The sequence below is a fragment of the Hyphomicrobium methylovorum genome, assembly GCF_013626205.1.
GTDB lineage: Bacteria > Pseudomonadota > Alphaproteobacteria > Rhizobiales > Hyphomicrobiaceae > Hyphomicrobium_B > Hyphomicrobium_B methylovorum.
Genome location: NZ_QHJE01000001.1, coordinates 158,901 through 184,830, shown reverse-complemented (window position 1 = coordinate 184,830; position 25,930 = coordinate 158,901). Strand labels below are relative to the sequence as shown.

Annotated in this window: 22 protein-coding genes and 2 pseudogenes; 10 read left to right on the top strand and 14 right to left on the bottom strand. The window is 58.0% G+C overall.

Annotation, left to right across the window (positions count from 1 at the left end; translation table 11 throughout):
• Positions 1–39: 39 nt before the first annotated feature.
• Together queC and DLM45_RS00875 are read right to left on the bottom strand one after the other, a co-directional pair.
• Entirely contained in the window at positions 40–741 is a 702-nt protein-coding gene (gene queC / locus DLM45_RS00880; RefSeq protein ID WP_181335117.1) for a 7-cyano-7-deazaguanine synthase QueC, read from the bottom strand.
• Between the two features lie 3 nt (positions 742–744).
• Positions 745–1,104: a GFA family protein gene (locus DLM45_RS00875; protein ID WP_181335116.1), complete on the bottom strand. Its 360-nt coding sequence runs from the start codon at positions 1,102–1,104 to the stop codon at positions 745–747.
• 156 nt (positions 1,105–1,260) lie between these two features.
• On the opposite strand from DLM45_RS00875, the gene eno reads away from it, so the two are divergent.
• From eno to DLM45_RS00845, 6 genes are all read left to right on the top strand, one after another.
• Positions 1,261–2,547 (top strand): phosphopyruvate hydratase, encoded by a 1,287-nt coding sequence (gene eno, locus DLM45_RS00870; protein WP_181335115.1) that lies wholly within the window; start codon positions 1,261–1,263, stop codon positions 2,545–2,547.
• A 107-nt stretch (positions 2,548–2,654) separates the two neighbouring features.
• Positions 2,655–3,017 carry a hypothetical protein gene (locus DLM45_RS00865; RefSeq protein WP_181335114.1) on the top strand — a complete coding sequence of 121 codons (363 nt, stop codon included), beginning with the start codon at positions 2,655–2,657 and terminating at the stop codon, positions 3,015–3,017.
• A 133-nt stretch (positions 3,018–3,150) separates the two neighbouring features.
• Complete coding sequence (locus tag DLM45_RS00860; protein WP_181335113.1) at positions 3,151–3,549, top strand: hypothetical protein; 399 nt, start codon at positions 3,151–3,153, stop codon at positions 3,547–3,549.
• Positions 3,550–3,886: 337 nt separating this feature from the next.
• On the top strand, positions 3,887–4,219 hold the full coding sequence (locus DLM45_RS00855; protein WP_181335112.1) for a hypothetical protein: 333 nt from the start codon (positions 3,887–3,889) through the stop codon (positions 4,217–4,219).
• A 239-nt stretch (positions 4,220–4,458) separates the two neighbouring features.
• Entirely contained in the window at positions 4,459–4,686 is a 228-nt protein-coding gene (locus DLM45_RS00850; RefSeq protein ID WP_181335111.1) for a hypothetical protein, read from the top strand.
• 162 nt (positions 4,687–4,848) lie between these two features.
• Entirely contained in the window at positions 4,849–5,682 is an 834-nt protein-coding gene (locus tag DLM45_RS00845) for an LssY C-terminal domain-containing protein (RefSeq protein ID WP_181335110.1), read from the top strand.
• Positions 5,683–5,720: 38 nt separating this feature from the next.
• Here DLM45_RS00845 and DLM45_RS00840 read toward each other — a convergent pair whose 3' ends face one another.
• The gene (locus DLM45_RS00840) at positions 5,721–7,526 is read right to left on the bottom strand and encodes a monovalent cation:proton antiporter-2 (CPA2) family protein (protein ID WP_181335109.1); all 1,806 of its coding nucleotides are present in this window, start codon (positions 7,524–7,526) and stop codon (positions 5,721–5,723) included.
• A 108-nt stretch (positions 7,527–7,634) separates the two neighbouring features.
• A pseudogene (locus DLM45_RS00835) lies at positions 7,635–8,407 on the bottom strand (SDR family oxidoreductase).
• 140 nt (positions 8,408–8,547) lie between these two features.
• Between DLM45_RS00835 and DLM45_RS00830 the strand changes: the two are divergent.
• Both DLM45_RS00830 and DLM45_RS00825 read left to right on the top strand, forming a co-directional pair.
• Positions 8,548–9,450 (top strand): annotated as a pseudogene (locus tag DLM45_RS00830) (LysR family transcriptional regulator).
• A gap of 267 nt (positions 9,451–9,717) precedes the next feature.
• On the top strand, positions 9,718–10,566 hold the full coding sequence (locus DLM45_RS00825; RefSeq protein ID WP_246317106.1) for a DUF2092 domain-containing protein: 849 nt from the start codon (positions 9,718–9,720) through the stop codon (positions 10,564–10,566).
• 45 nt (positions 10,567–10,611) lie between these two features.
• On the opposite strand, the gene DLM45_RS00820 is transcribed toward DLM45_RS00825, so the two are convergent.
• Positions 10,612–11,154 carry a TetR/AcrR family transcriptional regulator gene (locus DLM45_RS00820; protein ID WP_181335108.1) on the bottom strand — a complete coding sequence of 181 codons (543 nt, stop codon included), beginning with the start codon at positions 11,152–11,154 and terminating at the stop codon, positions 10,612–10,614.
• Between the two features lie 84 nt (positions 11,155–11,238).
• On the opposite strand from DLM45_RS00820, the gene DLM45_RS00815 reads away from it, so the two are divergent.
• Positions 11,239–12,759: an MFS transporter gene (locus DLM45_RS00815; protein WP_181335107.1), complete on the top strand. Its 1,521-nt coding sequence runs from the start codon at positions 11,239–11,241 to the stop codon at positions 12,757–12,759.
• A gap of 102 nt (positions 12,760–12,861) precedes the next feature.
• On the opposite strand, the gene DLM45_RS00810 is transcribed toward DLM45_RS00815, so the two are convergent.
• From DLM45_RS00810 to DLM45_RS00785, 6 genes are all read right to left on the bottom strand, one after another.
• Positions 12,862–13,698, bottom strand: coding sequence for an ABC transporter ATP-binding protein (locus DLM45_RS00810; protein WP_181335106.1), 837 nt, complete (start codon positions 13,696–13,698; stop codon positions 12,862–12,864).
• Positions 13,699–13,717: 19 nt separating this feature from the next.
• Entirely contained in the window at positions 13,718–14,737 is a 1,020-nt protein-coding gene (locus tag DLM45_RS00805) for a FecCD family ABC transporter permease (RefSeq protein WP_246317104.1), read from the bottom strand.
• On the bottom strand, positions 14,734–15,828 hold the full coding sequence (locus DLM45_RS00800; protein WP_181335105.1) for an LLM class flavin-dependent oxidoreductase: 1,095 nt from the start codon (positions 15,826–15,828) through the stop codon (positions 14,734–14,736). Before DLM45_RS00800 ends, DLM45_RS00805 begins: the two co-directional genes overlap by 4 nt.
• Before the next feature lie 60 nt (positions 15,829–15,888).
• On the bottom strand, positions 15,889–16,935 hold the full coding sequence (locus DLM45_RS00795; protein WP_181335104.1) for an ABC transporter substrate-binding protein: 1,047 nt from the start codon (positions 16,933–16,935) through the stop codon (positions 15,889–15,891).
• Positions 16,936–17,016: 81 nt separating this feature from the next.
• Positions 17,017–19,434: a TonB-dependent receptor domain-containing protein gene (locus DLM45_RS00790; RefSeq protein ID WP_181335103.1), complete on the bottom strand. Its 2,418-nt coding sequence runs from the start codon at positions 19,432–19,434 to the stop codon at positions 17,017–17,019.
• 852 nt (positions 19,435–20,286) lie between these two features.
• The gene (locus tag DLM45_RS00785) at positions 20,287–22,041 is read right to left on the bottom strand and encodes a trimethylamine N-oxide permease (protein ID WP_181335102.1); all 1,755 of its coding nucleotides are present in this window, start codon (positions 22,039–22,041) and stop codon (positions 20,287–20,289) included.
• A gap of 230 nt (positions 22,042–22,271) precedes the next feature.
• Between DLM45_RS00785 and DLM45_RS00780 the strand changes: the two genes are divergently transcribed.
• Complete coding sequence (locus DLM45_RS00780) at positions 22,272–22,925, top strand: helix-turn-helix domain-containing protein (protein ID WP_181335101.1); 654 nt, start codon at positions 22,272–22,274, stop codon at positions 22,923–22,925.
• A gap of 63 nt (positions 22,926–22,988) precedes the next feature.
• Here DLM45_RS00780 and DLM45_RS00775 read toward each other — a convergent pair whose 3' ends face one another.
• Genes DLM45_RS00775 through DLM45_RS00765 form a run of 3 tightly spaced genes read right to left on the bottom strand, consistent with a single transcriptional unit; the run spans position 22,989 to position 25,915 of the window.
• On the bottom strand, positions 22,989–24,326 hold the full coding sequence (locus tag DLM45_RS00775; protein ID WP_181335100.1) for an FMN-binding glutamate synthase family protein: 1,338 nt from the start codon (positions 24,324–24,326) through the stop codon (positions 22,989–22,991).
• The gene (locus DLM45_RS00770; protein WP_181335099.1) at positions 24,326–25,015 is read right to left on the bottom strand and encodes a GltB/FmdC/FwdC-like GXGXG domain-containing protein; all 690 of its coding nucleotides are present in this window, start codon (positions 25,013–25,015) and stop codon (positions 24,326–24,328) included. The genes DLM45_RS00775 and DLM45_RS00770 overlap by 1 nt, the downstream gene beginning before the upstream one ends.
• The gene (locus DLM45_RS00765) at positions 25,016–25,915 is read right to left on the bottom strand and encodes a class II glutamine amidotransferase (RefSeq protein WP_181335098.1); all 900 of its coding nucleotides are present in this window, start codon (positions 25,913–25,915) and stop codon (positions 25,016–25,018) included. It lies immediately after the preceding gene.
• Positions 25,916–25,930 lie beyond the last annotated feature (15 nt).

The following is a 25,930-nucleotide window of genomic DNA, read 5'->3' as shown; positions in this document are numbered from 1 at the left end:
GGCTCGTTGCCGTTCGCTGGCCGTCGGCAGATGCGCCGATTATGCCGTCTTTTCTTGCCATTTTGCCCATCCGTCCGCGCGCAAAACGCAAGCAGGACAGGTGCCGCATCCATAACCCCAGGCGTGCCGGTGCGTCCGGTCCCCGAGATAGCACGTGTGCGTATCCTCAACGATGAGGTCGATCAACGCCGATCCGCCGAGTTCGTCGGCCATTGCCCAGGCGCCGGCCTTATCGACGAACATCAACGGCGTCTCGATAACGACAGACCGATCAAGGCCGAGTGAGAGAGAGCGCGCGAGCGACTGAATGGTGTCATTGCGGCAATCGGGATAGCCCGAATAATCCGTTTCGCACATGCCGCCAGCAAGCGCACCGATGTCGCGCCGATAGGCCAGAGCTGCCGCATACGTGAGAAACAGTAAATTTCGCCCTGGAACGAATGTCGTCGGCAGGCCGCTCGCCGCGAATGTGATCTCGCTTTCGCGCGTCAACGCGGTGTCGCTGATGGACTGGAGCGCAGGCAGATCGAGCACTGCATCCTCACCGAGCGTACTGGCCCAAGAGAACGAAGCCGAGAGCTTCTCGCGTATGATCTCGCGTTGCCGGAGCTCGACCGTATGCCGCTGCCCGTAACTGAATCCAATCGTCTCGACGCGGTCGAAACGCTGCAATGCCCAGGCGAGCACAATCGTCGAATCCTGGCCTCCAGAAAACAGAACAAGCGCCGCGTTATCGGTCACGACTTAAAGGCTCCGTCCGTCAAACATGCTTGGTCTGAGATCGCCTGCATCAACACCATCGAGGCAGCGAACGTTGACTGCCACCATCGGTCCGCTGGTGCCCTTTTCGCCGCGGGCGAAAGAAGCCACGCCGCAGACTTTGCAGAAGAGATGATGGATCGTTTTGCCGCCAAACTGGTAGTCCGTGAGGTCGCTGTCACCCGAAATCAAATTGAAATTTGCGGCGGGTACGAACGCAAGAATGGATCCGCGTTTCTGGCAGATCGAGCAATTGCAGCTCACCAGCTGAGCCAGATCGGTTTCGACTTCGAAGCGCACGTGACCGCAGTGGCATCCGCCGGTCCAGGTCGTAAGGTTTGACATGTCGTGGAACTCCCTGGTCTGCGGACCTAGCCTAAAGGGTAGGGCAGTCTTGGCCCTACGGGACTTTGCCGTCGGCGCGATACCGTCTAATAGTCGGCGCGAACGTCTAACAGACGCGCCCAATCATCAAGAATCAACCCTATTTGAGGATCGCTCATGACATCGATCGTCGACATCATCGGCCGCGAAATTCTGGACAGCCGCGGCAACCCGACGGTTGAGGTAGACGTACTCCTCGAAGACGGCTCGGAAGGCCGCGCAGCGGTCCCCTCAGGCGCCTCCACAGGCGCGCACGAAGCGATTGAACTGCGCGACGGTGACAAGCAGCGCTACTTCGGCAAAGGCGTGCTGAAGGCCGTGGAAGCCGTTAACGGCGAGATCTTCGATGCGCTCGCTGGGATTGACGCAGAAGACCAGCGCGGTATTGACGCAGCTTTGATCCAGCTCGACGGAACGAAGAATAAGAAGCGCCTCGGCGCCAACGCCATCCTCGGCGTGTCGATGGCTGTCGCCAAGGCAGCAGCGCTGGCGAATAGCCTTCCGCTCTATCGCTATATCGGCGGTGTGAACGCGCATGTTCTGCCGGTGCCGATGATGAACATCATCAACGGTGGCGCACACGCCGACAACCCGATCGACATTCAAGAATTCATGATCATGCCGGTGTCCGCTGAAACCTGCGCGGACGCGATCCGCATGGGCGCGGAAGTCTTCCACACATTGAAGACGGGCTTGAAGGATGCGGGCCATTCGACATCCGTCGGTGACGAAGGCGGCTTCGCGCCCAATCTCAAAAGCGCTGAGGAAGCGTTGACCTTCATCGTCAAGTCCATCGAAAAGGCTGGCTACAAGCCGGGCGAAGACATCGTGCTCGCGCTGGATTGCGCATCGACTGAATACTTCAAAGACGGAAAGTACAATCTCGCAGGCGAGGGCAAGGTGCTCGATAGCGCCGGCAATGCGAAATATCTCGAAGCGCTCGTCAATCGCTTCCCGATCGTCTCGATCGAAGACGGAATGGCCGAAGACGATTGGGCCGGATGGAAAGCTCTCACCGAGTTGCTCGGCAAGCGTTGCCAGCTCGTTGGCGATGATCTTTTCGTCACGAACACCGAACGCTTGGCAGACGGCATCGCTAAGGACACCGCGAACTCGATCCTCGTAAAGGTCAATCAAATCGGCTCGTTGTCTGAAACGCTCGACGCCGTCAGCATGGCTCAGCGCGCAGGTTATACGGCCGTGATGTCGCACCGTTCCGGTGAAACCGAAGATTCCACGATTGCTGATCTCGCTGTCGCCACGAATTGCGGGCAGATTAAAACTGGCTCGCTCTCGCGCTCCGACCGGTTGGCGAAATACAACCAGTTGATCCGCATCGAGGAAGAGCTCGGCGACGTAGCGCAGTACGCCGGAAAGTCGATCTTACGGCGTAGAAACGCCTGAGATTGCAGCGCGCGCGACAACCGCGCGCGGAACCAATCGAAGCTATCCTGAGTTTGCGCCTCAGAGTTTTTTAGGGGGCAATGTGTTGTGAGCCAGGCTCCTTGAATTTGGCAGTACAGAAGTCAGTCGTTCGTGCAAGCACGAGCCGTGTCGTACAAAATCATCATGCGCGCGCACGCGTCGCGCATGATTTTCGCCGTCGTGCATGGAGATCGCTGACGCGCCTTCGGGCGCAGGGCGTGTCATACGGCATCGCTAAGCCGATGCCGCCAAGCGTCGATCAGCGCGCGCGGAACGTTCATCCAGAACTGGGCTGTGAGTTTATGACTCCGACGAACGTGGGCTTCGGAGGCAAGCTGCGCCGTGTGGTGGGGTTGACATCGGACGTCACGCTGCTCGTGCTGCTCTCGCCAATATTCCTGGCGTGGTTCGGCTACCACGGCATTCGCCGCATGATGCGGTCGCAATAGCGTTTCCGAAACTTGCAGATATCTATGCCCGTCACGGTTATCGCCGCGGGCATGTTGATGGCGAGGCCATCCCACGCCTATGATGCCGCGGAACGCCACGCGGATCTGCGGCAGTCATGGGAGCCTGACGACAATGAGCGAACTGGATACCGCGAAAGCGAATTCGATCGCCGGTCGATCATATCTCCGCGCCGGTCTTCTCGGCGGCGCGCTCACGCTCGTGCTTTATCAGCTGCTCCTCTTCTCGTTCGCTCCGGAATGGTCTTACGCAATCGCGTGGGCAGCAGGTCTCGCTCTCGCTGCTCTGCTGTTTCCGCCGACGTTGTTGTCGGACGCGCGTCTCGGCTGGCAAGGTCAAGCTGTAATGGCGGTGATCCACGTCGCGTCGTTCCTTTTGGGCTTGGGAATCCTGCGGGCCATCGTTGAGCAGACTGGAATGGAACGGCTGGCGATCTTGGCGTCGGTCCTGGCGACGGCGGTGTTCGTCTTCCTGGCCATGCGCATGGCATTCCGCCCGGCGGGACAATCTTAGCGCTGCCGAAACGGGGCAGGGCTCAGTAGCGGCCATTTCAATCCCGGCGTGCAGCCAAGTCGGAGTTGAACCTCCAGCACCGTGGCTATTCGGAGACGGACGCGACGCATTTGAACGGACCCGAACTCCATTCAATGACGGCACCGACCGAGCTTCCTGTCGCGCCGCCTCTTCAACCCGCTGTCCTGCAAGCAAATTCGAATACGGGAGACGCGAGGGAAAACGTTCCCTCTCCGCTGGGGACAGGCGGTTGACAACCCCTTGGCCAACTTGGCTTCTTACCAATGTTGATCTACAAGTCAGCCGCCGCTTTTTTGGCGCTTAGGGGAGAAGACCAATGCAAGTAAAATGGGGCGCAATCGTTCTGGCAGCCGCCGGCCTGGCCCTTTCTGTGTCGTCGGCCGATGCCCGCCGTTGGGATCACCGTGGCGTGTGCAAGGCACCGCTTGAAGGATCCGCAACCGGCAAAGGAATTCTCGGCAAGGGCAGCGAACGCGCCCGCGAAGCCGCACGTTACAACTGGGAAGACGAAGCCGAAGCTCGTTACGGCCGCGCATTCGCGAACCTGAGCCGTGCGCGTGGCGTTCGTTGGGATTGCGCGCGTAACGCCGTTGTTACCGCGAAATGCGTCGTCATCGCCAGACCGTGCGCTGCCCGCATCAGCGGTTAAGCGCAGCACGATTAGAGACGGATCGAGTGCCGGATGCGCGAATTGCGCGTCCGGCATTTTTCGTATCAGACGCCCACTCTCAGTCGAGACGAAGTCGACCGACGTCCAGCGATGTATCCATCCCTTCATTTGAAAGCCGCCTCGTAAGGTACGTTGCCAAACACCTGTGCCGCGCGGAACGCTGGTTCTATTGAACAGCGCGCTATGCCGACTGCGCAACAACCGCGCGAGGCATCACAATGGCCTACAATACGAACGGAAAAGCGCCGCGACGAGCGATGCTTGCGAGTGCGATGTGCGTGGCGGCAGCGCTTCATGGGCTAATCCACGGAACGCCGGATCTGTCCGACAGCATACGCGCGCTCGTCTTGCTGACGCTCGCAGTCGGCATCTGGTCTTTCCGAGAAAGTGCGCGTCCGCTTGGCATGTCCTGGCGGGAGTTCGTAACGAAAACCCGCCAATCATAGAAAGCATACTTCGCTTGTCCCAAGGCAGTTACCGCATAAGGCCTTTTCGCGATCAATCTGAACCATTTGGAAAGTAGCCGGACAAATCCCGATAGTCCGTATGCAAACGCATGCTAAGAAGAGGCTCCGGCGACGCCAGTTCCAATCGTCCATGGGGCTTCCGTGAGACTCATCCTCCTTTTTCTGCGACGCGTAGCCATCCTCGCGCTTGGCGTCGTCAGCATTTGGCTGATCGTTGATGTGTTCCGTTTCGTCGACCATCGCACGCCGACAATTCTGGCGCTCGCCATCACCTACGCGCTCGCGGCGTACGTCATTCTTCCGCGCGCTGTCCGCATGGGATTGAAGTTTCTTCAGCGCAAGCACGTGCCACGTTTCACAGTCACCGGAGATGGACTGCCGGGCGATCCGGTGAACCTCGCCCTTGTCGGAACGCTAAGCCAACTCCGCGCCGCGTTCGCTGCAGCGGGCTGGGTCGAGGCGGACAAACTGAACCTCATGAGTTCCTGGCGCATGGCGAAGGCATTCGTGCTCAACACGCCATACCCGACGGCGCCGTTCAGCACGCTCTATTTGTTCGGCAGGGGACAAGACATCGGCTTTCAGAAAGCCATCGGCGATAGTCCGCGCAAACGTCATCATGTTCGCTTCTGGGCGCAGGATGCGGCACATGCAGAGGCAAACGCACGTTCGCTCGATTTCTGGCTCAACAACGATAAGCCGAGCGGAGATGGCCTTGCGGTTTGGGTCGGCGCCGGAACCCGCGATACCGGTCTCTCATTGACGCGCCTCACGTTCCAGATCACGCACGCAACCGACGCGGATACGAACGTCGAACGCGAGTACATCATCAGCGAGCTAAGTGGCTGCGGAGTCATCCGCCACGCAACGTTGTTCAAACCGGGCGAGGGCTTTGGGCCGGTCAACCGCTACATCACCGACGGCGAAATCGCCGTCGCCGAACTGCACGTAACCGGCGCGCTCATCGGAGCTTGAGCCGTGGGTCGCGGAATGTGAAACCGAGTCACGCAAGGTTACGTGCCCGTCTCCTCGGGCCGGCCGGGCTTGAGCGGAAGATTGCCAAGAACGAGGCTGCGTGCGCCGAGGTCGTACATCCCGCCCACGAGTTCCAAAGACAAGCGCTCGGCGTCACGCCGCCGAATATCGGTAATCACGATCTCTCGTTCTTCCTCGGAGACGTCCATCATCTCCAGCGCTTTGTCAGCGAGGACGAGTGCCGATTCAAAGGTCTCGCGGATCTGGAAGTCGGCCCCGGCATGAGTGAGCGCGGCGGCATGCTCACGGTCGATCGCCCGGACCAGAACAGGAACCAGCGGGAACTCCGCCTTGACGAGTTCGGTGATCTTGAGCGCCGCTTCCGCGTTGTTCACCGCCACGATGATCAGCCGTGCTTGAGCCGCACCGGCGGCATGCAGGATGTCGAGCCGAGTGCCGTCGCCGTAATAGACCTTGAAGCCAAAGTTCTGCGCATCGCGGATCAGGTCGGGATCGATCTCGATCAGGGATACCGAACAGCCATTCCCGAGTAGTGGCTGGCTGACGATCTGTCCGACGCGGCCGAAGCCAACCATCAAAACACTGGCGGACAGGTTTTCCGCAACCTCGACGCCGTGAAGCGAGGGCGGACGCTTCGGCATCAGCCGGTCATGGGCGATGATCATGAGCGGCGTCAGCGCCATCGAGACGATGATGGTGGCGGTGAGAACGGCGTTTGCCTCGGCGTCGATGAGGCCGACTTGCATCGCGGTAGCATAGAGCACGAAGGCGAACTCACCTCCCTGCGCCATCAGCACTGCGCGCTCGATCGCTTCACGATTGCCGGCTCGGAACAGCCGCGCAACGACATAGATGCCGATCATCTTCAGCACCATGTAGGCGGCGACCGAAATCGCGATCAGCCGCCAGTTGGCAGCGATCACACCGAGATCGAGCGCCATTCCCACGCCAAGGAAGAAAAGTCCGAGCAAGACACCGCGGAACGGTTCGATATCGGCCTCGAGTTGGTGACGGAACGAGGATTCCGACAGCAGCACACCAGCAAGGAAGGCTCCCATCGCCATGGAGAGTCCACCAAGCTGCATGGCGAGCGCAGCACCGAGCACCACCAGCAGCGCGGCGGCTGTCATCACCTCGCGCGCCTTCGCCCGCCCGAGCATGGCGAACATCGGATCGAGCAAATAGCGTCCGGCGACGATCAGCGCGGCGATCGAGCCGAGCCCGATGCCGACCGAGACGAGCCGGTGGGTGAGCGTGGTGTCCGCCCCTCCGGGCGCAAGGAAGACAACCGCCGCTAGCAGCGGCACGATGGCGAGGTCTTCGAACAGCAGAATGGCAACAATCCGCCGCCCTTTCTGCGCAGCGAGGGCGTGGCGCTCCTCCAGCATCTGCATCACGACAGCGGTGGAGGTGAGCACGAAGCCGGTGCCCGCAACGAAGCTCTGCGCGAACGAATAATTGAGCTCGAGTCCCACGCACGTGAGAAGCGCGATGCACAATCCGACCTGCACGAGCCCCAGCCCGAAGATCTCTCCACGCATCGACCAGAGACGCGACGGCTGCATCTCCAGCCCGATAATGAACAGGAACATGACGACGCCGAGTTCCGCGACGTGCAGGATCGATTGCGGATCGGAGAACAGCCCGATGCCAAATGGCCCGATGGCCAGCCCGGCCGCCAGATAGCCGAGCACCGAACCGAGGCCGATCTTCTTAAAAATTGGAACGGAGACGACCGCAGCGGCGAGCAGCACAACGACCGGGACGAGGTCGAAGCCAGCATGGGCGGCTTCGGCTGCGTGGGTCGCGGTCTCGACGGCCATTCGTCACCTCCGGTCAGTTAGGGATGCCGCAATGCTAGCGGAAAGTGTGCACTGCCGAACAGTCGCCGGGCCCGCGTCCGGATGGCGCTCCCCATTATTGGCGAGCGTCTATTTGGTCGTGTAGCCGCCGTTGACGAGGATGGTCTGCCCAGTCATCCACCAGCCGTCCGATACCATAAAGCGGATGTAGGGCACGATATCCTCGATGTCGGTCAGGCCAGTCTTGGAGAACCCGGAGAGTGCTGCGGCGGTCTTGTGATAAGCAACCGCATCCCCGCCTTCGGCCGGATAGAAAAACGGCGTGTCCATTGGGCCCGGACCGATCGCCGTCACCGAGATGCCGCGTGCACCGAATTCCTTGGAGGCCGCGCGCGTAAAGTGCTCAACCGGAGCTTTGGTGCCCGCATAGCTCGAATAGAAGGGCGTATAGGCGCCGAGCAATGATGTGACAAGCGTCAATAGCTTGCCGTTGTCGTTGAGATGCTTGCCCGCTTCCTTGATGAAGAAGAAAGCCGACTTCGCGTTGACCGCGCTCATCTCGTCATACTCGGCTTCGGAAATTTCGACGATTGGCTTCTTGAGCACCTTGCCGACTGTATTGATCGCGATGTCCGGTCTGCCGATGGCGGCGATCGCATCGGCGAAAAGCGTTTCAACAGCGCCCGCCGTTGTCAGGTCCGCCTGAAAGGCGGCACCTTGAGCACCAGCCGACTTGATTGCGGCCACTGTCTCATCAGCTTCGGCCTTGCTGGCCTTGCTGTTGTAATGAACAGCGATCGCTTTCGCGCCGTGGGCGGCAAGATCGCGTGCGATCAACCCGCCGAGGTTTTTACCTCCGCCGCGATGATGACGGTTTTGCCCTTGATGCTGTGGTCGGTCATGGGTTGGCCTCCTGAGCCGGTTGCGGCCGTGTGAGCGCCGCGTTTATCGGGGCAAGCATATCGTCTAGTATTCTCAGATAAATACGACCATTCTGACATCACTTGTCAGAAATTCCGACCAATGGAAGGCCCTCACTCCTTTGGATCGCATCGATCTGTTCCGCATCTTTGCCCGCGTTGTCGAGTGTTCGAGTTTCACCCGCGCCGCCGATACACTCGGCGTGCCGCGCTCTTCCGTTTCGGCGGCTGTCCAGGAACTGGAAGGGCGTGTCGGTGTGAGGTTGCTCCATCGCACAACACGCAAAGTTTCGCCGACGCAGGAGGGCGTTGCCCTTTATGAGCGTTGCCAGCGCGTTGTCGCCGATGTTGAAGACACCGAAAATCTGTTCCGGCAGACGGAGGCGCAACCGTCAGGCAAGCTGCGGATCGACGTGCCAGGCCGCATCGGGCGCCTGATTATCGCACCGGCACTTCCGGAGTTTCTTGAGCGCTATCCGCAGATCGACATCGATCTCGGTGTCACCGACCGCGCGGTGAACCTGGTGGAGGACGGCGTCGATTGCGTCGTGCGCGTCGGTCCGTTGAGCGACTCCGGTCTGATATCGCGGCCCATCGGCAAGCTGCCGCTCATCAATGTCGCAAGTCCGGCTTATTTGAAACGCCATGGAACTCCTTAGACGTCAGACGATCTCGAACATCATTGGGCAGTCAATTACGCATCGCCTTCGAGCGGGCGGGTCGAAGACTGGGAGTGGATCGAACACGACGCGCGTCGCACGACGCCGTTGCGCGGGCGGATCACCGTGAATAGCGCGGAAGCGTACATCGCCTGCTGCCTGGCAGGGCTCGGGCTTATCCAGATCCCGGCCTATGACGTCCGCAGTCACCTGGAAGCGGGCGAGCTGATTGAGGTTATGCCCCATCACCGCGCGGAACCCATGCCAATGACTTTGCTTTATCCGCACAGGCAGCATCTGTCGCGCCGATTGCAGGTCTTTGCCGATTGGCTCGAAACGCTGCTCAAAAAACAGCTCCTGCAATAAGTCCGCTCGCAGGACGGCGCTTATCTGAATGCGCATGCTAAATAGCTAAATATAAAATAGATTGAGCGAAAGAAACGCGCGACGAGACATGCGAAAGAATAGCAAACAACTTTCGTGAATAGTATTCTCGCGCCGATCCTGACTAAGGGATCCGGAATAACCGAGTGCAATACGTGCCGACCGCCTTTGACGATCATCTGACCACGGCATAGTTAAACGCCAGGCGCATTCTGGTGCAGCGCAAGAGCGTATTTGTTTGACTACTGAATGTTATCGGCAGAAGAGTGCTGCCAAGCGGGCGGGTGCTATTGTATCCAGCGTGAGGCTGAAATGAAAATACTCAGCTTGTTTCCGAAAACGCATTTAATTCCATTTTTATTTTTCTTGGCGCTGGGACCGTTTTTTGCGGGTTCAAGTCTTGCGGAAAACAGTGCATCTCAAATTACCGACGAAACCGATGCCAACGATCCACGCAATGTATTTAGTCGCTTGGATGAATACCTAAGAAATAACACGATCAGCTTCGTAACGTCATACGATGCGAAGAATATGTCGCTTGGCGCCTCACGAGGGCGTGCGCAATTCTATGTCGGGCGGCCAAATTTATTGCGCATCGAGCTTACGGGCAGCGGCTTCTCCTATCTGATGACGTCCGATGGCAAGGACTTCACCATCTACGATGGAAAAACGAACAAGTACGCACAGCGACCGGCCACCGAACGGCCGATAGACGCTCTAAACATATTTACGGGACTAGCCGCGCTCCAAGCGCGGGTGCTGCAATTCATTGGGCTTGTTGGCAACATCTCGCGCGGCGACAGCGACGTGAAGGTCACAAAGGCAGGTGTTGACCGCATCGGCGACCAGACGTGCGTCCGCTACGACATTCGGTACGAGTCTCAGACGGACTCCGACATATGGACGGCTTGGCTTCGGAAGGATGGTGTTCCGCTCCCGTGCAAGACCGTCATTCGAAGTCCTGACGAAGGCAGCCACCAAACGAATTTATACACGTGGCAAAACGAAAACTCAGAACCACAGAGCTATGTCTTCGCGCCACCCAAGGGGAGTAAAAAGGTCGATATCAGCGATCTGGGTTTACGCCCCGTCCAATGACGGGAGATCGATCGGTCCCATTCTCTTCGAACGAACTTAGGCGGCTCATCGTTTTTCGAGCAGACGCTCGAAGACGCTTTCGACGTCGTTCAGGAAGGCGCTCCATTCCCCGTGCTCGTCTATGCCGGTAATGCGCAACAAGAACAGTCCCTCGACTGCCAGCAGCGCGACGCGGGCCGCCTGCGCCTCGTTCGTTTCACCACCGAGGCGCTCAAGCATCGAACGATACCATTGACGGGTTTCCGTGAGGTTTTCCGGGTTCTGGATGTAGGCAATCATCAGGCCAGCCATCTTGGCGTTCATGGCCGGCTGAGAGTCGCGCGTGACCTTGATGTATTGTCGGATGAGATCGACGGCCGAAAGGCCGTCCATCTCTCCAAGCAGCTCGTCGAATTTCTGCGTCCATCGCTCGACTAGCGCACGGATCAAGTCGTCCTTCGACGCAAACGAGTACTGGACGCCGCCCTTCGAGATGTTGGCTGCTCTGGCCAGGGCATCGATCGTCAGTCCTGCGGCGCCTTCGCTGCGAACGATTTTGTCTGCGATTTCAAGCAGCCGCTCTCGCGTGATCGTCGGTTTTCTGCCCAATTCGTCATTCCCCTGCCATTATCCACTTTCAAATCCATACGTATGTATTTATATGAGTGGACGTAATCTTTGTCCAGGTGAGAGATGACAGCCGCCGATCTTCCAACCAACCGTTGGCTCGTACTGGTCGCCGTAACGCTGGCGTTTCTGCCGGTGGTACTCGACATGACGATCTTGCATGTCGCCGTCCCGACGCTGACCCAATCGCTGAATGCTTCGGGCACCGAAGTGCTCTGGATTATTGATATCTACCCGCTTCTGATGGCGGGCCTTCTCGTGCCTATGGGCACGCTTGCGGACCGAGTTGGCAACCGCAAGATCCTGCTCATCGGCCTTGGCATCTTCGGAGTGGCCTCCGCGTGGGCTGCGTTCGCCCAGAGCCCCGCAATGCTGATCGCCGCTCGCGTGCTTCTGGCCCTGGGTGGCGCGATGATCTTGCCTTGCGTTCTGGGCCTGATCCGCAAGACCTTCGAGGACGATGACGAGCGCGCCATGGCGCTTGGACTTTGGGGTATGGTCGGAGCGGCCGGGGCTGCAGTGGGTCCGCTCGTTGGCGGCGCTTTTCTCGAGCACTTCTGGTGGGGGTCGGTCTTCCTGATCAACGTACCGGTCATGCTCGTGGTCGCGCTGGCTTGCTATTTGTTGCTACCGCGCAACGAGCAGACGACGCCCGGCAAATGGGCCATCGGTCAGGCACTGCTGCTGATCGTCGGCATGATATCTCTGGTGTACGGCATCAAGGCCGGGTTCGGAGGCACGAAACCTCTGGCGGTCATCGCCTTCGTGGTCGTGTTCGGCGTCGCGGTTCTGGCGCTGTTCGCGCACAAGCAGCTCCGTTCGCCCGATCCGATGCTGGACCTATCACTGCTGTCTCATCCGGCGATCATCACCGGCCTGATCATGGCCATGGTTGCTTCGGGTGCGCTGGCAGGCGTCGAGCTGACGCTGGCGCAGGAACTGCAATACGTCCTCGATAAGACGCCACTGCAGGCAGGAATCTGGATGATCCCGATCATGGCCGCCGCCGCCGTGGGCGGTCCCGTTGCGGGCTACCTGTCCAATCGGTTTGGCTTGCGGAGTGTCGCAACCGTTTCACTCGCGGTTTCGGCGGGTGCGCTGGTGTTCCTCGGGCAAAGCGATTTCCACGATCCGGGCCTTTCTGTTCCGGCCGCGCTTGCCGCTGTCGGGCTCACGCTCAGCATCGGGCTGACGGCCTCATCAATCGCGATCATGGGCGCTGTCGATGCGAGCAAGGGCGGTGCAGCGGGTTCGCTGGAAGCGACGGGCTACGAACTTGGAAGCGGTCTCGGGATCACTCTGTTCGGAGTCTTCATGGCGAGAATGTTCAGCCGCGCCATCGAGCTGCCGTCCGGCCTGTCACATGATTTCGCAGAGCAGGCGTCCAGAACGATCGGCGACACCTACATCATTGCGAACCAGCTTGCAGGCGAGCAGGGCGCGGCATTGATCGAAGCAGGCAAGGCGGCCTTCACCAAGACTCATGCGGCGCTCCTGATGACGGCTGGCGTAGCGATCGCCGCGCTGTCGGTCGTGGTGTTCTTCACCTTGGCAGGGCATGGCAGACGTTTGCGCGCACATCACTGACCGCGACACAATCTCGTAGGACCACCGACGCTCGGTGTGATGAATATGAGTGGTGATGGCAACGAAGCATACTGCTCTAGGCTACGTCGAGTCCTACGAGTTTTATGCTTCGTTTTGAACGCCGGCCGATAGCATTACTGAGGGAAAGAACGCTACGCGATTTTTACTGAGCGAGACGCACTCCACGTCAATTCCGTAAAGCTTCCGCAGGCTCGCGCTGTTCAAAACTTGGTGGGGCGGGCCGTCTTGCGCGAGGCGGCCATCGATGAGGAGAGCAATCCGCGTTGACACATGGTACGCGAACTGAGGATCGTGACCGCTCATCAAGATGGCATGACCTTCTTTCGCTAGGTCGTTCAAATGCTGAGCAAGGACGACTTGATACCCAAAGTCCAAATTCGCCAGCGGTTCGTCCAAGATCAGAGTTGAAGCTTCCTGAGCCAACGCGCGTGCAATAAGAGTCAATTGGCGCTCGCCTCCCGAGATTCCGCTGTAGATGCGATCCGCGAGGTGCCAAATCCTGAGCTTCTCAAGTACCGTCCGCACCACGTCGTGGTCTGTCTCGGAGGGGCTGCTCAACAGGCTGCCTTTCGGCAGCCCCATGACGACAACCTCACGAACCGTGTAGGGAAACGGCGTCGTGTGCACTTGGGGCACGTAAGCGACGCGCGTTGCGATTTGACGGCGGGACAGCGACTCGAGAGCCGTTCTCCCGATCAGAACCTGTCCTCGCGAGGGAGACTCCAATCCCAGCAGCAGGCGCAGCAACGTGGTTTTTCCGGCGCCATTGGCACCAAGCAGCGACACAACTTCTCCCGGCCCAAGCGCAAGATTGACCCCCTTCAAGACATCGCGATCATCGAACAGGAAATGGAGATCGCGTGCTTCGATGCGGCAACCGGAGGGAACGTCGGATGAGATTTCGAAAGGTGCTTCCATCTGCCTACACGATCGACTGCTAGACCCACGCCCGGCGCGCACGCCCGAGCACAAAGAGAAGTGCCGGGATGCCGAGTAGCTCTGTCACGATTCCGATAGGAATTTCGGCGGGTGTCAACGCCCGCGCGAGACAATCGGCGCAAAGAAGAAACAACGCTCCGAGCATCGCGCTGAGAGGAATCAGGCGGGCGTTGGCGGGCCCGAACAGGAGACGCGCGAAGTTCGGTATGACCAGCCCGATCCAGCCAATGATGCCTGCAATCGATACCGACAAAGCGGAGACAAGCGTCGCGGCCACGATCACGCCATAGCGGACCGTCTTGACGGGAACTCCAAGCGCGCGCGCTTCATCGTCACCCATCGACAATGCATCGAGTGCCCGGCCGCACAGTGTCAGTCCCACGATGCCAGCTAAAATCGGCACGACGACAATAGAGATATGCTTCAGCTCTACGCCCTGAAGGCTTCCCATCAGCCAATAGACGATTGCCGGCAGCTGATTATATGGATCAGCGGTATACTTTACGATTGAGAGCATCGCTGTGAACAATGCGCTGCTGATAATGCCGCCAAGGATGAGCGTCAGCATCGATCCCGTTCCGAACAGTCTCGCGATCAGTACAGCAAGCCCCACTGCCAGGATCGCCATAGCAAAAGCCATCAACTGGACGACAATCCAGTGACCGGAGATCAATAAGCCAATCGCCGCTCCGAATCCCGCACCTCCGAGCACGCCAAGAATGCCCGGTGAGACGAGAGGGTTGCGAAAGACTGCCTGAAAAGCGGCGCCGGAAATCGAAAGTGCTGCGCCAATCAACACGGCTGCCAGGATACGGGGCAAGCGGATCTCGACGATGATATTTTGCAATAGCGCATAGCGTACGGGTTCAATCTCTCGAAGCCCGATCGCGGCCTGAAAAAATGCACTGATATCGCCGATACTCAGCGGATAGCGCCCGAGCGTAAGCGATAGGATCATCGCACCAAGCAATATCAGACCGAGCAGAAACATCGGCCCTTTGGCGGATCCACGCATCATGCGCGGGCCCTGGCCATCAGTCCTTTTTCGACGAGGGGCTGGACGTCACGGGCTAGAAGCGTGAGAGAGCGATTGAGCAGGTCCAGCGGCAGGAAGCCGAAGAATGCGCTAAGTGCATTGAGATACGTTATGCCGAGTTCCGCGTTGAGTTCGAGGATTCTCCGAGAGCACGTTTCGGGGCTGCCCGCGATGACCATCTCACGATAGAAAGCTTCGGGTTCGAGTTCCTGCTCGGCGATGATCCCCTTGCGATTGAAGATGCCGAAGCCTTTCAGTCTTCCAGTGAGGTTGAGAACCGTTGGCCAAAGTTCCTCCCGCGCACTTGCATCCGTCTCGCTGACGTAGACAAATCGTCCAAACGGAACTTGCCCGGCATCACCGCCGGCGTCGGTGAAAGCCCGCAGGATACGCCGCTGATTGGCCATGCTGTTGATGCCATGGCAGATAAGCGCGTGCCCCTCCCGTGCAGCCCAAGCTGCGGTTTCATCCGAATAGGTTCCGATGAAAATGGGCGGATGCGGTTTCTGGATCGGCTTAGGCTCGATCGAGTAGGCGTTTTCGCCGAACGGCATCTTGCCGTCCTGCCAGGCGCTCTGGAGAAACGTGAGCGTCGATTGGAAGCGTTCGTTCACGCTATCCGGATCAACGCCGTAAACCTCAAGATAACGACCATTACCACCACGCGAGATTCCGAAATCGACCCGGCCGTCCGATATCACATCGAGTGTCGCGATTTCTTCGGCGAGTCTCACGGGATGATGGAGTGCCAGCAGCAAGACTGAGAATCCCACGCGCAATGTCCGTGTGCGCGCCAGGATTGCCGATGCGAGAATGAGAGGCGAATGACAACGTCGCCCTTCGACTTCGATGACGCTGCCTTGAAAATGCTCTTCATTGAGCCACAACCCGTCAAAGCCGAGCGCCTCTGCCTTTTCGGCGAGATCAAGCAGGTTTGACGAAGAAATCGCCTCCAATCCGCCGGCACAACCGGAAAGCCCAATCCGGAATAGGCGCGTCTTGCGCTGAGAATTCTCGGATGAAATTCCCGCCGAGTGACCGTAGATCCGATCCGTATCTGCGCTATTGACCATTCGTTCCCTCAAATTGCCGCCGTCATGGCAGCAGCTCTGATCCTCAGTTCAAGAGTGTCATCACTTGGTGGCGCCTGCGCTGCCCGACAGGATCGTGCTGATATCTTTCTGGCTGAGGTCCGTCTTGAAAAACCGGCTGTAGAACGATCGCACTTCGTCCTCGATCGCGATATCCGAGAACAGATCCGGGTGGAGCAATTTCGACACCCAGAGGATCGTGAGCGGCTGCTCAACCGTGCGATTCCCCCACACGTGGACGCCCATTGGGATTGGGTAGACGCGCTTGTTCTTGATAGCCGAGACATTGGCAAGTCGCGCATCCGCATAAGCGTCAGCGACTTCCTGTTCCGACGTGACGATGATGACTTCGGGGTTCCATGTCAGCACTTGCTCGGTCGAGAAGTTGAATGCTTCGCCAACACGTCCATCGTCGGTGACGCTCCGCCCGCCTGCCTTGGAAATCCACCATTCCGCGATTTTATGCGGCTGCGTCATGCGCTGAAGATTAGCGTAGAGTACGCGTGGCCGCTGCTCATCCTTCAAGCCATCGATACGCCGAGCGACAGTTCCGATGATCTGATCGAAATAGCGGTTGTACGCGTCGGCGCTTTCCTGCTTGCCATAAAGCTCGCCCAGCAAACGCATCACCGCTTTAACGTCGTCTGGCTTCTGCCAGGAAAGGTAAAGCACCGGAATGTTGCTGCGGCCAAGCAGGTCGATCGTCGTCCGGTCCATGGTCAGCACGACATCCGGTGCGGCCTCGATCACGCCTTCGATATTCGGGCCCTGTCCGGATTGAATGATCGGGCGGTTCGTAAGCTCCGGAGCTACGACATACTGAAAGCGCCAACGCGGACCGCCAAGATTAGGCGGCAGGTTGTTCGCGATCGAAGATGCTTCCCCCATCGCGAAAACGAAACTGTTAAGTACGGGCACGGCGCCAATCGTTCCAACCCGAGAAACCTTGTCCGGCAAAGCAACCGCGCGCCCTGCCATGTCAGTCAGAACGCGCCCAGCGGCGACCGGTGACGTACCCGCTATCAAGACGAGCAAGCCAGCGAGCCAGAGCGCCGCTAAATTTCGGATCGCCGGGCGTCGGTCGAGCATGATAAGAAATCCAAGTCTGAAACGAACGTCACCGACCGCAAGAAAAGTGGGGATGGCCGAAGCCATCCCCTACGCCGTTCCTCAGAACTTTACCGCGACGGTCCCGATAAATGTTCGAGGAGCACCGACGTAATACTGGGCATCCGAACTCAAGTCCGTATCGTTCGGCGATATTTGCGAGATGTATTGTTTGTCGAGGATATTCACGACGCCCAATTTCAGCGTTGCCTCTTCGAAACCGAACTTCTGTCGAACGTTGTAAGCCACGTTGAAATCGGCAACCGTATAGCCTGGCACCTTGTTCAGGTTCTGCGCATCGCCATACCGCTCACCGATGATGCGAACGACAGGAGTGAATGCGAGGTCGTTCCACGTATAGGTAACGCCAGCCTTCAACATCGCTTTTGGCGTGTTGGGAATTTGCTTGCCGTTCGTCGCGATTGGAACGCCGCCGCTTAACGTCTGGGTGTCACCATCAAAGGTTTCGGACGAAAGTGTTGCCGATCCGAACGCGAAGAATTGCGATCCGAAGTTATAGGACGCTTGCAGTTCTGCGCCGTACTCCGTGCTTGATCCCGTTCCCACGAAATACGCGAGATTGTTGAGGGCAGGGTCGTTGATCTTCACCTGCTTATTGTCGTGCTTCGAATAGAAGACGCCTGGAACAACGGTCAATCCTGAGCCGCTATAGCGAAGCTGCGCGGAGAACTGGTCAGCGATTTCCGGCCGAACATTGTCCACGAGATCCTGGAGATCGACGCCCCTGGACTGAAATGCCGCGCGGTTGCTTATGTAGTTGCTCGCCTGGGGTCCCCAGTCAGGCCGGCCAAAATTGCGCCCGTAAGCGAAGTTCGTGCTCCACCCGTTGCCGAATTCTTTCGTAATCGCGATGTTCGGCAGGAACTCGTTGTAGTCTCGCGCGGTCACAAACGCGTCGCCGTACTCAGTCAGACCTGGATATGACAAGGCATCGTCCAGCGTGCCGTTCGGAACTCCGGCCGTCATATAATAGTGCATGTCCGGCGCGCCGAGACTCATGTAGCGCACGCCTCCCGACACCGTGACGGATCCGAGCGACTGTGTAACTTGAACGTAGGGGCTATTGATAACGAAGTTGTCGATCTTCGCGATCGTATTCCAGTTGGAGAAACTGAGTTCGCCCGTGGATGAAATTTTAAATCGACGCTGATCGGTTGGCGGCGGCGGCGGCGCCAACGACTGCCACCAGTAACCAGCCGTCACATCCGTTCCGCTCGCGAACTGGCCGTTATATTCGAGCACGCCACCAAGGTTATCATTCTGCTGGCGCCAAATCTGCACCTGCTTGACTGGGGCCAAGCCGTTGTACTGCACGCCGTCATTGTTCCAGTAGTAGGGCTTGAAAACGAGGTGCTGGCCCGGCGCAAAGCGGTAATCCACGTTTGCAAAGAACGCATAGTCTTCGGAGCTGACCTTGTTGAACTTGTAATAGTTCGTCGGGTTGGTCGGATCGAATGTCTTGTCGTAGTCCAGACCGTAGTTGGCGGAGAGTTTTTTTGTCTGCGCAAAGGTGAGCGCCTTATAGGGATTGCCATCGAACTTGGTATAGACCGCATTGAAATCTACCTTGAGGTCGCTTCCGATCCTCTGGCTCAGACCCAATGCAAAGCTATCCCGCGACTCGTCTCCGCCGCCTGACCATTTGTCGGCGCTTGCCGTGGAACCTGAAATGAAGAGCTGTGTACCGGTGCTAAGCACGCCGGTATCGATGCGCGCGAAGGTCTTGTTAAAGTTCCATGATCCGAAACTCTGCTCCGCGAACACGGATGGCGCATCCTGCGGCCCGAGAATGATTTGGTCGATCACACCCGTGGCATTTGAAATGCCGAGACTTCGATCGGCAGGAATAACGCCTCGATACACGTCAAGCCGAGAGATGTTCTGAAGATCGTAGAGATCGTTGGCACCAACGATGCCCATGATGGGCAGCCCGTTGATATTGCGCGAAAGATGAAAATCGGACTTGCCCCCGATATTGATGTTCCGCGAATTGCTGAGACCGAAGGGGTCCGGGCTCGATACCAGGACAGATGGGATGATATCGGCAGCTTGATAAAAGCTCGATTGCCCGGCGCCGCCGAGGATGTTCAAACCCTCCCGACTCACGCTGCTCACTCGGCCCGGCGTCGGGTCGCTGATGATCACGCCGCCGACGGTTTGCGCCGTAACGGACGGCGGCCTGACACCCTGGCTATCCAGCCCAAGTCCGGTTGACGTCACTGGCGATAAATCAGCATCGCTCATAGACGGATTTGGCGCGCTAGCCGCAGGTGACTGCGAATTTTTGGAAGCGCTCTTTTTCTTCGCGACCTTGCGCTTCGCTTGTTGAGCTTGCTTCTCCGAGTAGACGGTGACGGCCGGAAGCGATCCTTCGACGAGACCCGGTTCCGCGTCCTGCGCAAAGGCGGACATCGGCATCAGAAGCAGTGTACCGCTCAGTGCAAAGTATCTTTTTATCATTGTAACCCCTTCCAAATTCGCATGTGCAAACCTGCCGCCGCCATTTGCTCAGGCGACATGGGCTCAGCTGTTTGTTGTTTGGCTGTAAGCGCGTTGATTGGCTTCGCCAGAAGCCTCTAGGCGCGCTAAGTCGCGCGGATTCGCGCGTCGGCGCGCGTTGCTGGAACGCGCACTTCGCCCGGTGTCAAACCGCCGTTTTTCGCAGTGCGTTTACCGACGTTGCGTCTTCGATAATCGGCAAAACAAACAGATGTGGCTGCCAAAAGTGCAGCGCATACAAACTCCGACACGACTCCCCCCGACCGCTCTACGCCCCCCCGGCGTCAGATGTGCCGACATAGTTACACAACTATATCGATGTCACAAATAGAAATTCGTAATATGATCATTTGCCGGCTCGATGCAGAGGGTTTGGCGACAATCATCGGTGTCACGGTCGATAAATGGCGACCGGAGATGCCTCAAATGCGGAATGGCTGCATCAACGCAGTAAGCGGACGAACTCAACCGTTCGATCTTTCAGTGACGACCGTCAGAAGTTCGAGGTCTTTGCGTTCGCGTTTGCTCGTGTCGCAGATCGCACGGGCTCATAAAAAAGGCCGCAAGAGATTATCTCTCGCGGCAAGTTCCTAACGCCTCGGGCTTCGGAAAGCGTCAGTAGGGATCGCCCAGATAGAGCAAGTGGTGCGAAATCGATCCAATCACTGAGCGGTTGCTGTGCACTTCTTGCCAGCGGCGACCACTGCGTGATGGGATCCGCGCGTCGTCTGCAGCACAAAGAATTTCTTTCGACATGGTCATTCCTATTGTGCTGCAAACAAACCCGCGCGGTCGAGCCGCGCGGGTTGCGTGTTACGCAGGAGGAAGTTGGAAGTAATAGTGTCCGAACAGGACCACGCCCGCGCCAACCGCCAGCGCAAGGTAGGGGAGCATGCCGGCGCGCCGTGCCCCGAGATCCTGGCTCTTGAGACCGAGATCCATCAGCATATGGTCAGGAAACTGACCTTTGTCTTGGACATAGTGCCGATAGAAAAATACCGGAAGGATCAGGAGACCAAAGCCGATGCCGTACCAGAGCGCATTCGGATTACCCCAGACTTTTGCGCCAGCACCCATCAACAGAAGGTTGAAGAATCCGAGCCCCACGTTCACGGCAACCAACCAATTGGGTGTACGATAGGGCCGCGGAATATCGGGGCTATCGATGCGATGAATCCACACGGACTGCAGATTCAGGAAGATGAAAATCATATAGCCGACGTTGGAGATCGACAGGATGAAATAGTAGGCATTCGTATCTGACGACGCAAATGAGAGTAGGCCGAGATTGAAGACCAGATCGGTCCACATGGCTTTGGTTGGCGCGCCGTGCTCGTTCGTGTGCGAAAGATATTTCGGGAGCCACCCATCGAGGCCTCCCTGGTAAAGTGTGCGAGACGAACCGGCCATCGCCATCATGATTGCGAGGATCAGGGCCATCACCATCATCATTTCCAGAAGATGTGTGACGAACGTTGATCCGCTGCCGACCATCCGGCCCATCGCGGCCGCAACGCCCGTTCCATCCACGATGCCGGGTGACGTCATGCCGTCAAGGCCGAGATAGCCTTGGAACGTCGCTGCCACCAGCGAATAGAGCACCACGCAAAGGAGTCCGGCACTCACGATTGATTTCTTGGTGTCAACCGCCGGATTCTTGAACTCACGCGTGTAGCAAACGGCCGTCTCGAAGGCGTAGGTGGACCATCCGGCGATGAAAAGGGCGCCAAAGAGCTGGGTCCATCCGGCGTTGCTCCATTCTCCGACCGGCGGCATGAGCGGAAAATAGTTCTCGCTGTGAACGCTACCATTGAAGAACGGCACGATTCCAACGATCAGCATCGGGACGATGACCATGAGGCCGATCCACATCTGCACGCGGGCCGTCCCAAGAACGCCGCGGTGCTGGATCGCAAACGCCATCAGCATCAAAGCCGCGCCGATGAAGAAGGTCGAGCCGATCTCGATGTTGACGAGACCAAAAAATGAGAAATTGGCGAGCGTGAAACTGCGCAACATCGGCGTACCGGCTTCGGTAAGCGCCGCGATGGCGATTTTGGCTGCTTCTGCTGTGGTCTTGCCGTCAATGGCAGCAGCGTTCGCTGCGGAATGCAGCCAGGCTAGAACTTCCGGCGACTCCGGTGTGAAAACGGGAAGCGGCGCTATCGCATTCAGAATGTATCCCGCCGCGATCGTGCAGCCGAGGGAGAGCACCGGTGTCCAAGCATACCAGTTGGCCCAGACTGACAGCGGTGCGATGATTTTGCTGTAGCGCAACCAAGCAGCAGCGCCATAGACGGCGGCGCCACCCGATTTGTTGGCGAATAGTCCGGCGATCTCTGCGTAGCTGTAAGCTTGGCACAGCCCCATCAACACCGAAACGGTCCACACCAGAAACGCGAGCTTGCCGGCCGTGGCCCCCATTCCACCAATCGAAATCATCACAAGCGCAGGTACGCCGCTAGCGATCCAGAATGCGCCTTTCCAATTAATGGTGCGATGGAGACCGCCGACTTCGGCAGATTGTGGATTGGGACTTATTTCTTCAGCTCGCGTGAGCAGCGTCATGCGTGAGACTCCCTAGGTGATTTTTTTTGGTGTTTGAGTCGCTCGTCAAAAATTCCCGCAGCATATTCTCGCAATAATGCATCACATGCAAGATATTTGCATTGTTTGCATCTCGTTATTTGGAGGGAATTGGGCGCCCGTACTTTGTGCGGGGCAAATATCGCGCTATGCAGAAGACAACGGACTCGTCGGCCTACGTCGATAAAAGGGTCGATTCAGAAAGGCTTACGATGGCAAAGGAAAAGTCTGGAACCAAAAAACAGGGAGATGCCAAGCCGTCGGCACTGGAATTGAGCCAGAGACGTGACCATGCCCACGTGCCGCTGGAACAACGGATCGGGGCTGTTATTAAGCGGCATCGCTTGGCCGCCAATCTCACGCTGTCTGACTTGAGTGTCGGAGCTGGCTTGTCGAGCGCCATGCTGAGCCGCATCGAGAACGGCATGGCCACCGCAAGCCTGGACTCCCTTGAAAGACTTTGTGCGGCAGTCGGCATCGGGCTCTCCGATCTCTTTCGGGAGACGGATATGACCCAAGGCAGCGCACAGCTCGTCAAACGCTCGGAGCAAATGGAAGTCGTTCGGGTGGGTACGAAGTACGGACACACCTATCGCCTCCTGTCTTACGATAGGGGACCCCGAAAACTTTTCGAACCCTTCTTCATCGAGATGGATAAGAAAAGCGAATCGTACCCACGATTTTCTCATCCTGGAGCGGAATTCATTTATATGCTCCAGGGGCGAATGGAATATCGCTTCGGAGATCACACTTATCTGATCGAACCGGGCGATGCTTTTACGTTTTCCGGCAACGTGGTTCACGGTCCGGAAAAGCTGCTCGATGATCGCATCAAGTTTATAGCGATCATTATGTATGGAGAGTGATCGAGCTGCTTTGAATGTCTCCGGGAGCTCGAGCCCCCGGAGTTATGCTACCGCGCAATCGTGCTAGAGGCTCCCCAAGCCGGGAATCCAGTTGCTTCCAGCCAAAGGCACCCCGGCCATTGCTGAGGCCTCAATCGTGAGCGCCGCGAGGTCTTCCGGCTCGAGATTGTGGACATGGTTCTTGCCGCACGCCCGCGCGAGTGTCTGCGCTTCGAGCGTCATGACCTTCAGAAAGTTGGCTAACCGCCGTCCAGCGGCAATCGGATCGAGCCGCTGCATCAGTTCGGGGGTTTGCGTCGTGATGCCCGCCGGATCTCGGCCCTCGTGCCAGTCGTCGTAGCAGCCGGCCGTCGTGCCAAGCTCCTTGTATTCGGCCTCCCATTTCGGATCGTTGTCGCCAAGCGCTATGAGGGCCGCGGTTCCGATCGCCACCGCATCGGCGCCGAGTGCCAGAGCTTTTGCGACGTCGGCTCCATTTCGAATGCCGCCTGAAACGATAAGCTGAACCTTTCGATGCATGCCGAGATCTTGCAGCGCTTGCACCGCCGGGCGAATGGCCGAGAGGAGCGGGATACCGACGTGCTCGATAAATACTTCCTGCGTGGCCGCGGTGCCGCCTTGCATGCCGTCAAGAACGATGACGTCAGCTCCAGCCTTCACCGCCAGCGCGACGTCGAAGTAGGGCCGACTAGCGCCGACCTTAAGGTAGATCGGCTTTTCCCAGTCCGTTATCTCGCGCAGCTCGTGAATCTTTATTTCCAGATCGTCTGCACCGGTCCAGTCAGGATGGCGACAAGCGGATCGCTGGTCGATACCTTTGGGAAGCTGGCGCATCTGCGCCACGCGATCGGAAATCTTCTGACCGAGCAGCATGCCGCCGCCACCTGGCTTCGCGCCCTGCCCAATGACGATTTCGATCGCGTCGGCTTTGCGCAAATCGTCAGGGTTCATGCCATACCGGGACGGCAAATACTGATAGACGAGCGTTTTTGATTGGCCGCGCTCCTCCGGCGTCATTCCGCCGTCACCCGTCGTTGTCGATGTGCCGGATAAGGATGCGCCGCGACCAAGAGCTTCCTTAGCATTTGCAGACAAAGAGCCAAAGCTCATGCCGGCAATCGTGATGGGAATGGACAGCTCAATGGGCTTTTTCGCAAAGCGCGTTCCAAGCACCACGCCCGTCCCGCATTTCTCGCGATACCCTTCGAGGGGATAGCGCGACATCGACGCTCCGAGAAGCAGCAGATCATCGAAATTCGGAAGCCGGCGCTTGGAGCCGCCGCCGCGAATATCATAGATGCCGGTCGCAGCGGCACGGCGGATCTCCGCCATCGTGACATCGTCGAACGTAGCGGATTTGCGAGGAGGTGTTGGGAGCCAATTCCTCTCGAACTTGGTCATTAGTACGCTCCTGCATTATCGATGTTGAAATTATAGAGTTTGCGTGCCGACCCATATCGCCGGAATTCGGCGATATCGATTTTATGGGCTTCGCCAGTGGCCTTGAGCAGCTCCAGAAGCTCGGCTTTGTGTTCGTCGCGCATGTCTTTCTCGATGCAGTCGGCACCGAGACTGGCGACGGGGCCTCGGACGAAAATATGAGCCTCGTAAAGAGAATCCCCGAGTGCTTCGCCCGCTTCTCCGAAAACGACGAGCCGGCCGTTCTGCCCCATGAATGCCGAGAGGTGTCCGATATCGCCTTTGACGACGATGTCGATGCCCTTCATCGAGATGCCGCAACGTGCCGATGCATTGCCGTCGACAACCAACAAGCCGCCGCGACCGGTTGCTCCGGCGCTTTGACTCGCGTCACCTTTGACGTGAATACGGCCGGACATCATGTTTTCGCCGACGCCCTGTCCTGCGCTACCGTCGATGACGATGTTGGCCAGCTTGTTCATGCCGCCGCAGTAGTATCCGACGTTGCCATCGATATTCAGCGTCGTTGGCGCATCGATGCCAACGGCTATTGCATGTTCGCCGTTTGGATTTGTGATCGTCCAAAGCGTGTCGTTCGTATCTTTGTTGAGCTTATGGAGCGCGGCATTGAGCTCCCGAACTGACGTTTTTGCCAAGTCAACCGATGTCATTCAGGTATGCTCCCAGAAATAAACTGTTGCCGGTTTCGGCTCCCACACGCGCGCGCCCTTAATTCCCGGGAGGCACGTCAAAGTTTTGTATTCGGAGCCGAATGCGACGTACGCGTCGGTTTCCGCCATCACTGCAGGTTTGCAGGCGATTGGATCGCGTAGAACGCCGAAGCCGCTTTCGGTGCCGACCACAAACGTGAAAAATCCATCGAGATCATCGAGGCTCGACTTGAGCGCGCCTTCGAGCGACTGGCCCCTTTTCATCTGCAAAGTCAGGTAGCCGGCCGCGACCTCGGTATCGTTTTGCGTGGAGATCTTTATGCCTTCGCGTCTCAAGTCTCTTCGGAGCGAAGCATGGTTGGAAAGAGACCCGTTATGTACGAGACATTGGTCGGCGCCCGTTGAGAAGGGATGCGCACCATTGGTCGTCACCGCCGACTCGGTCGCCATGCGCGTATGTGAAATGCCGTGACTGCCCGACATCTTTGCGATGCCAAATTCCTTGGCAACGTGATCGGGATACCCGACCTCTTTATAAATTTCGAGCCGCTGGCCGGAACTCACGACGCTGACTTCCGGAAAATGCTCAGCAAGCCAGCCTTCGGCGCGCAACACGTCATCAGACTTCAGCGTCACGACCGCATGGGAGTGACGTATCGTGACAAGCGCAGTGTTATCGATCGCTTCGACGAGCTTCTTGCTGGCCTTGGCGATGTCGTAACTTTTTGTTGGCCCCGCAATTGTCAGCTTTGTCCGTCCTGAGTGCGGTTCGCTATAGATCGCGAAGCCCGCGGAATCTGGTCCTCGGCTACATAACGTGGACGTCATATCGGCGAGCAACGATCCAAGCTGCGGTTGAAGCTTCGTGTCTTTGATGAAAAGACCCGCTATTCCACACATAATTCTCTCCTGTCG

Excerpts from the sequence above, each read along its gene's own strand:
- DLM45_RS00875 (WP_181335116.1), bottom strand. The coding sequence starts at position 1,104 with ATGTCAAACCTTACGACCTGGACCGGCGGATGCCACTGCGGTCACGTG.
- eno (WP_181335115.1), top strand. The coding sequence starts at position 1,261 with ATGACATCGATCGTCGACATCATCGGCCGCGAAATTCTGGACAGCCGC.
- DLM45_RS00860 (WP_181335113.1), top strand. The coding sequence starts at position 3,151 with ATGAGCGAACTGGATACCGCGAAAGCGAATTCGATCGCCGGTCGATCA.
- DLM45_RS00855 (WP_181335112.1), top strand. The coding sequence starts at position 3,887 with ATGCAAGTAAAATGGGGCGCAATCGTTCTGGCAGCCGCCGGCCTGGCC.
- DLM45_RS00850 (WP_181335111.1), top strand. The coding sequence starts at position 4,459 with ATGGCCTACAATACGAACGGAAAAGCGCCGCGACGAGCGATGCTTGCG.
- DLM45_RS00840 (WP_181335109.1), bottom strand. The coding sequence starts at position 7,526 with ATGGCCGTCGAGACCGCGACCCACGCAGCCGAAGCCGCCCATGCTGGC.
- DLM45_RS00825 (WP_246317106.1), top strand. The coding sequence starts at position 9,718 with ATGTTATCGGCAGAAGAGTGCTGCCAAGCGGGCGGGTGCTATTGTATC.
- DLM45_RS00815 (WP_181335107.1), top strand. The coding sequence starts at position 11,239 with ATGACAGCCGCCGATCTTCCAACCAACCGTTGGCTCGTACTGGTCGCC.
- DLM45_RS00810 (WP_181335106.1), bottom strand. The coding sequence starts at position 13,698 with ATGGAAGCACCTTTCGAAATCTCATCCGACGTTCCCTCCGGTTGCCGC.
- DLM45_RS00805 (WP_246317104.1), bottom strand. The coding sequence starts at position 14,737 with ATGATGCGTGGATCCGCCAAAGGGCCGATGTTTCTGCTCGGTCTGATA.
- DLM45_RS00800 (WP_181335105.1), bottom strand. The coding sequence starts at position 15,828 with ATGGTCAATAGCGCAGATACGGATCGGATCTACGGTCACTCGGCGGGA.
- DLM45_RS00795 (WP_181335104.1), bottom strand. The coding sequence starts at position 16,935 with ATGCTCGACCGACGCCCGGCGATCCGAAATTTAGCGGCGCTCTGGCTC.
- DLM45_RS00790 (WP_181335103.1), bottom strand. The coding sequence starts at position 19,434 with ATGATAAAAAGATACTTTGCACTGAGCGGTACACTGCTTCTGATGCCG.
- DLM45_RS00785 (WP_181335102.1), bottom strand. The coding sequence starts at position 22,041 with ATGACGCTGCTCACGCGAGCTGAAGAAATAAGTCCCAATCCACAATCT.
- DLM45_RS00780 (WP_181335101.1), top strand. The coding sequence starts at position 22,272 with ATGGCAAAGGAAAAGTCTGGAACCAAAAAACAGGGAGATGCCAAGCCG.
- DLM45_RS00775 (WP_181335100.1), bottom strand. The coding sequence starts at position 24,326 with ATGACCAAGTTCGAGAGGAATTGGCTCCCAACACCTCCTCGCAAATCC.
- DLM45_RS00770 (WP_181335099.1), bottom strand. The coding sequence starts at position 25,015 with ATGACATCGGTTGACTTGGCAAAAACGTCAGTTCGGGAGCTCAATGCC.
- DLM45_RS00765 (WP_181335098.1), bottom strand. The coding sequence starts at position 25,915 with ATGTGTGGAATAGCGGGTCTTTTCATCAAAGACACGAAGCTTCAACCG.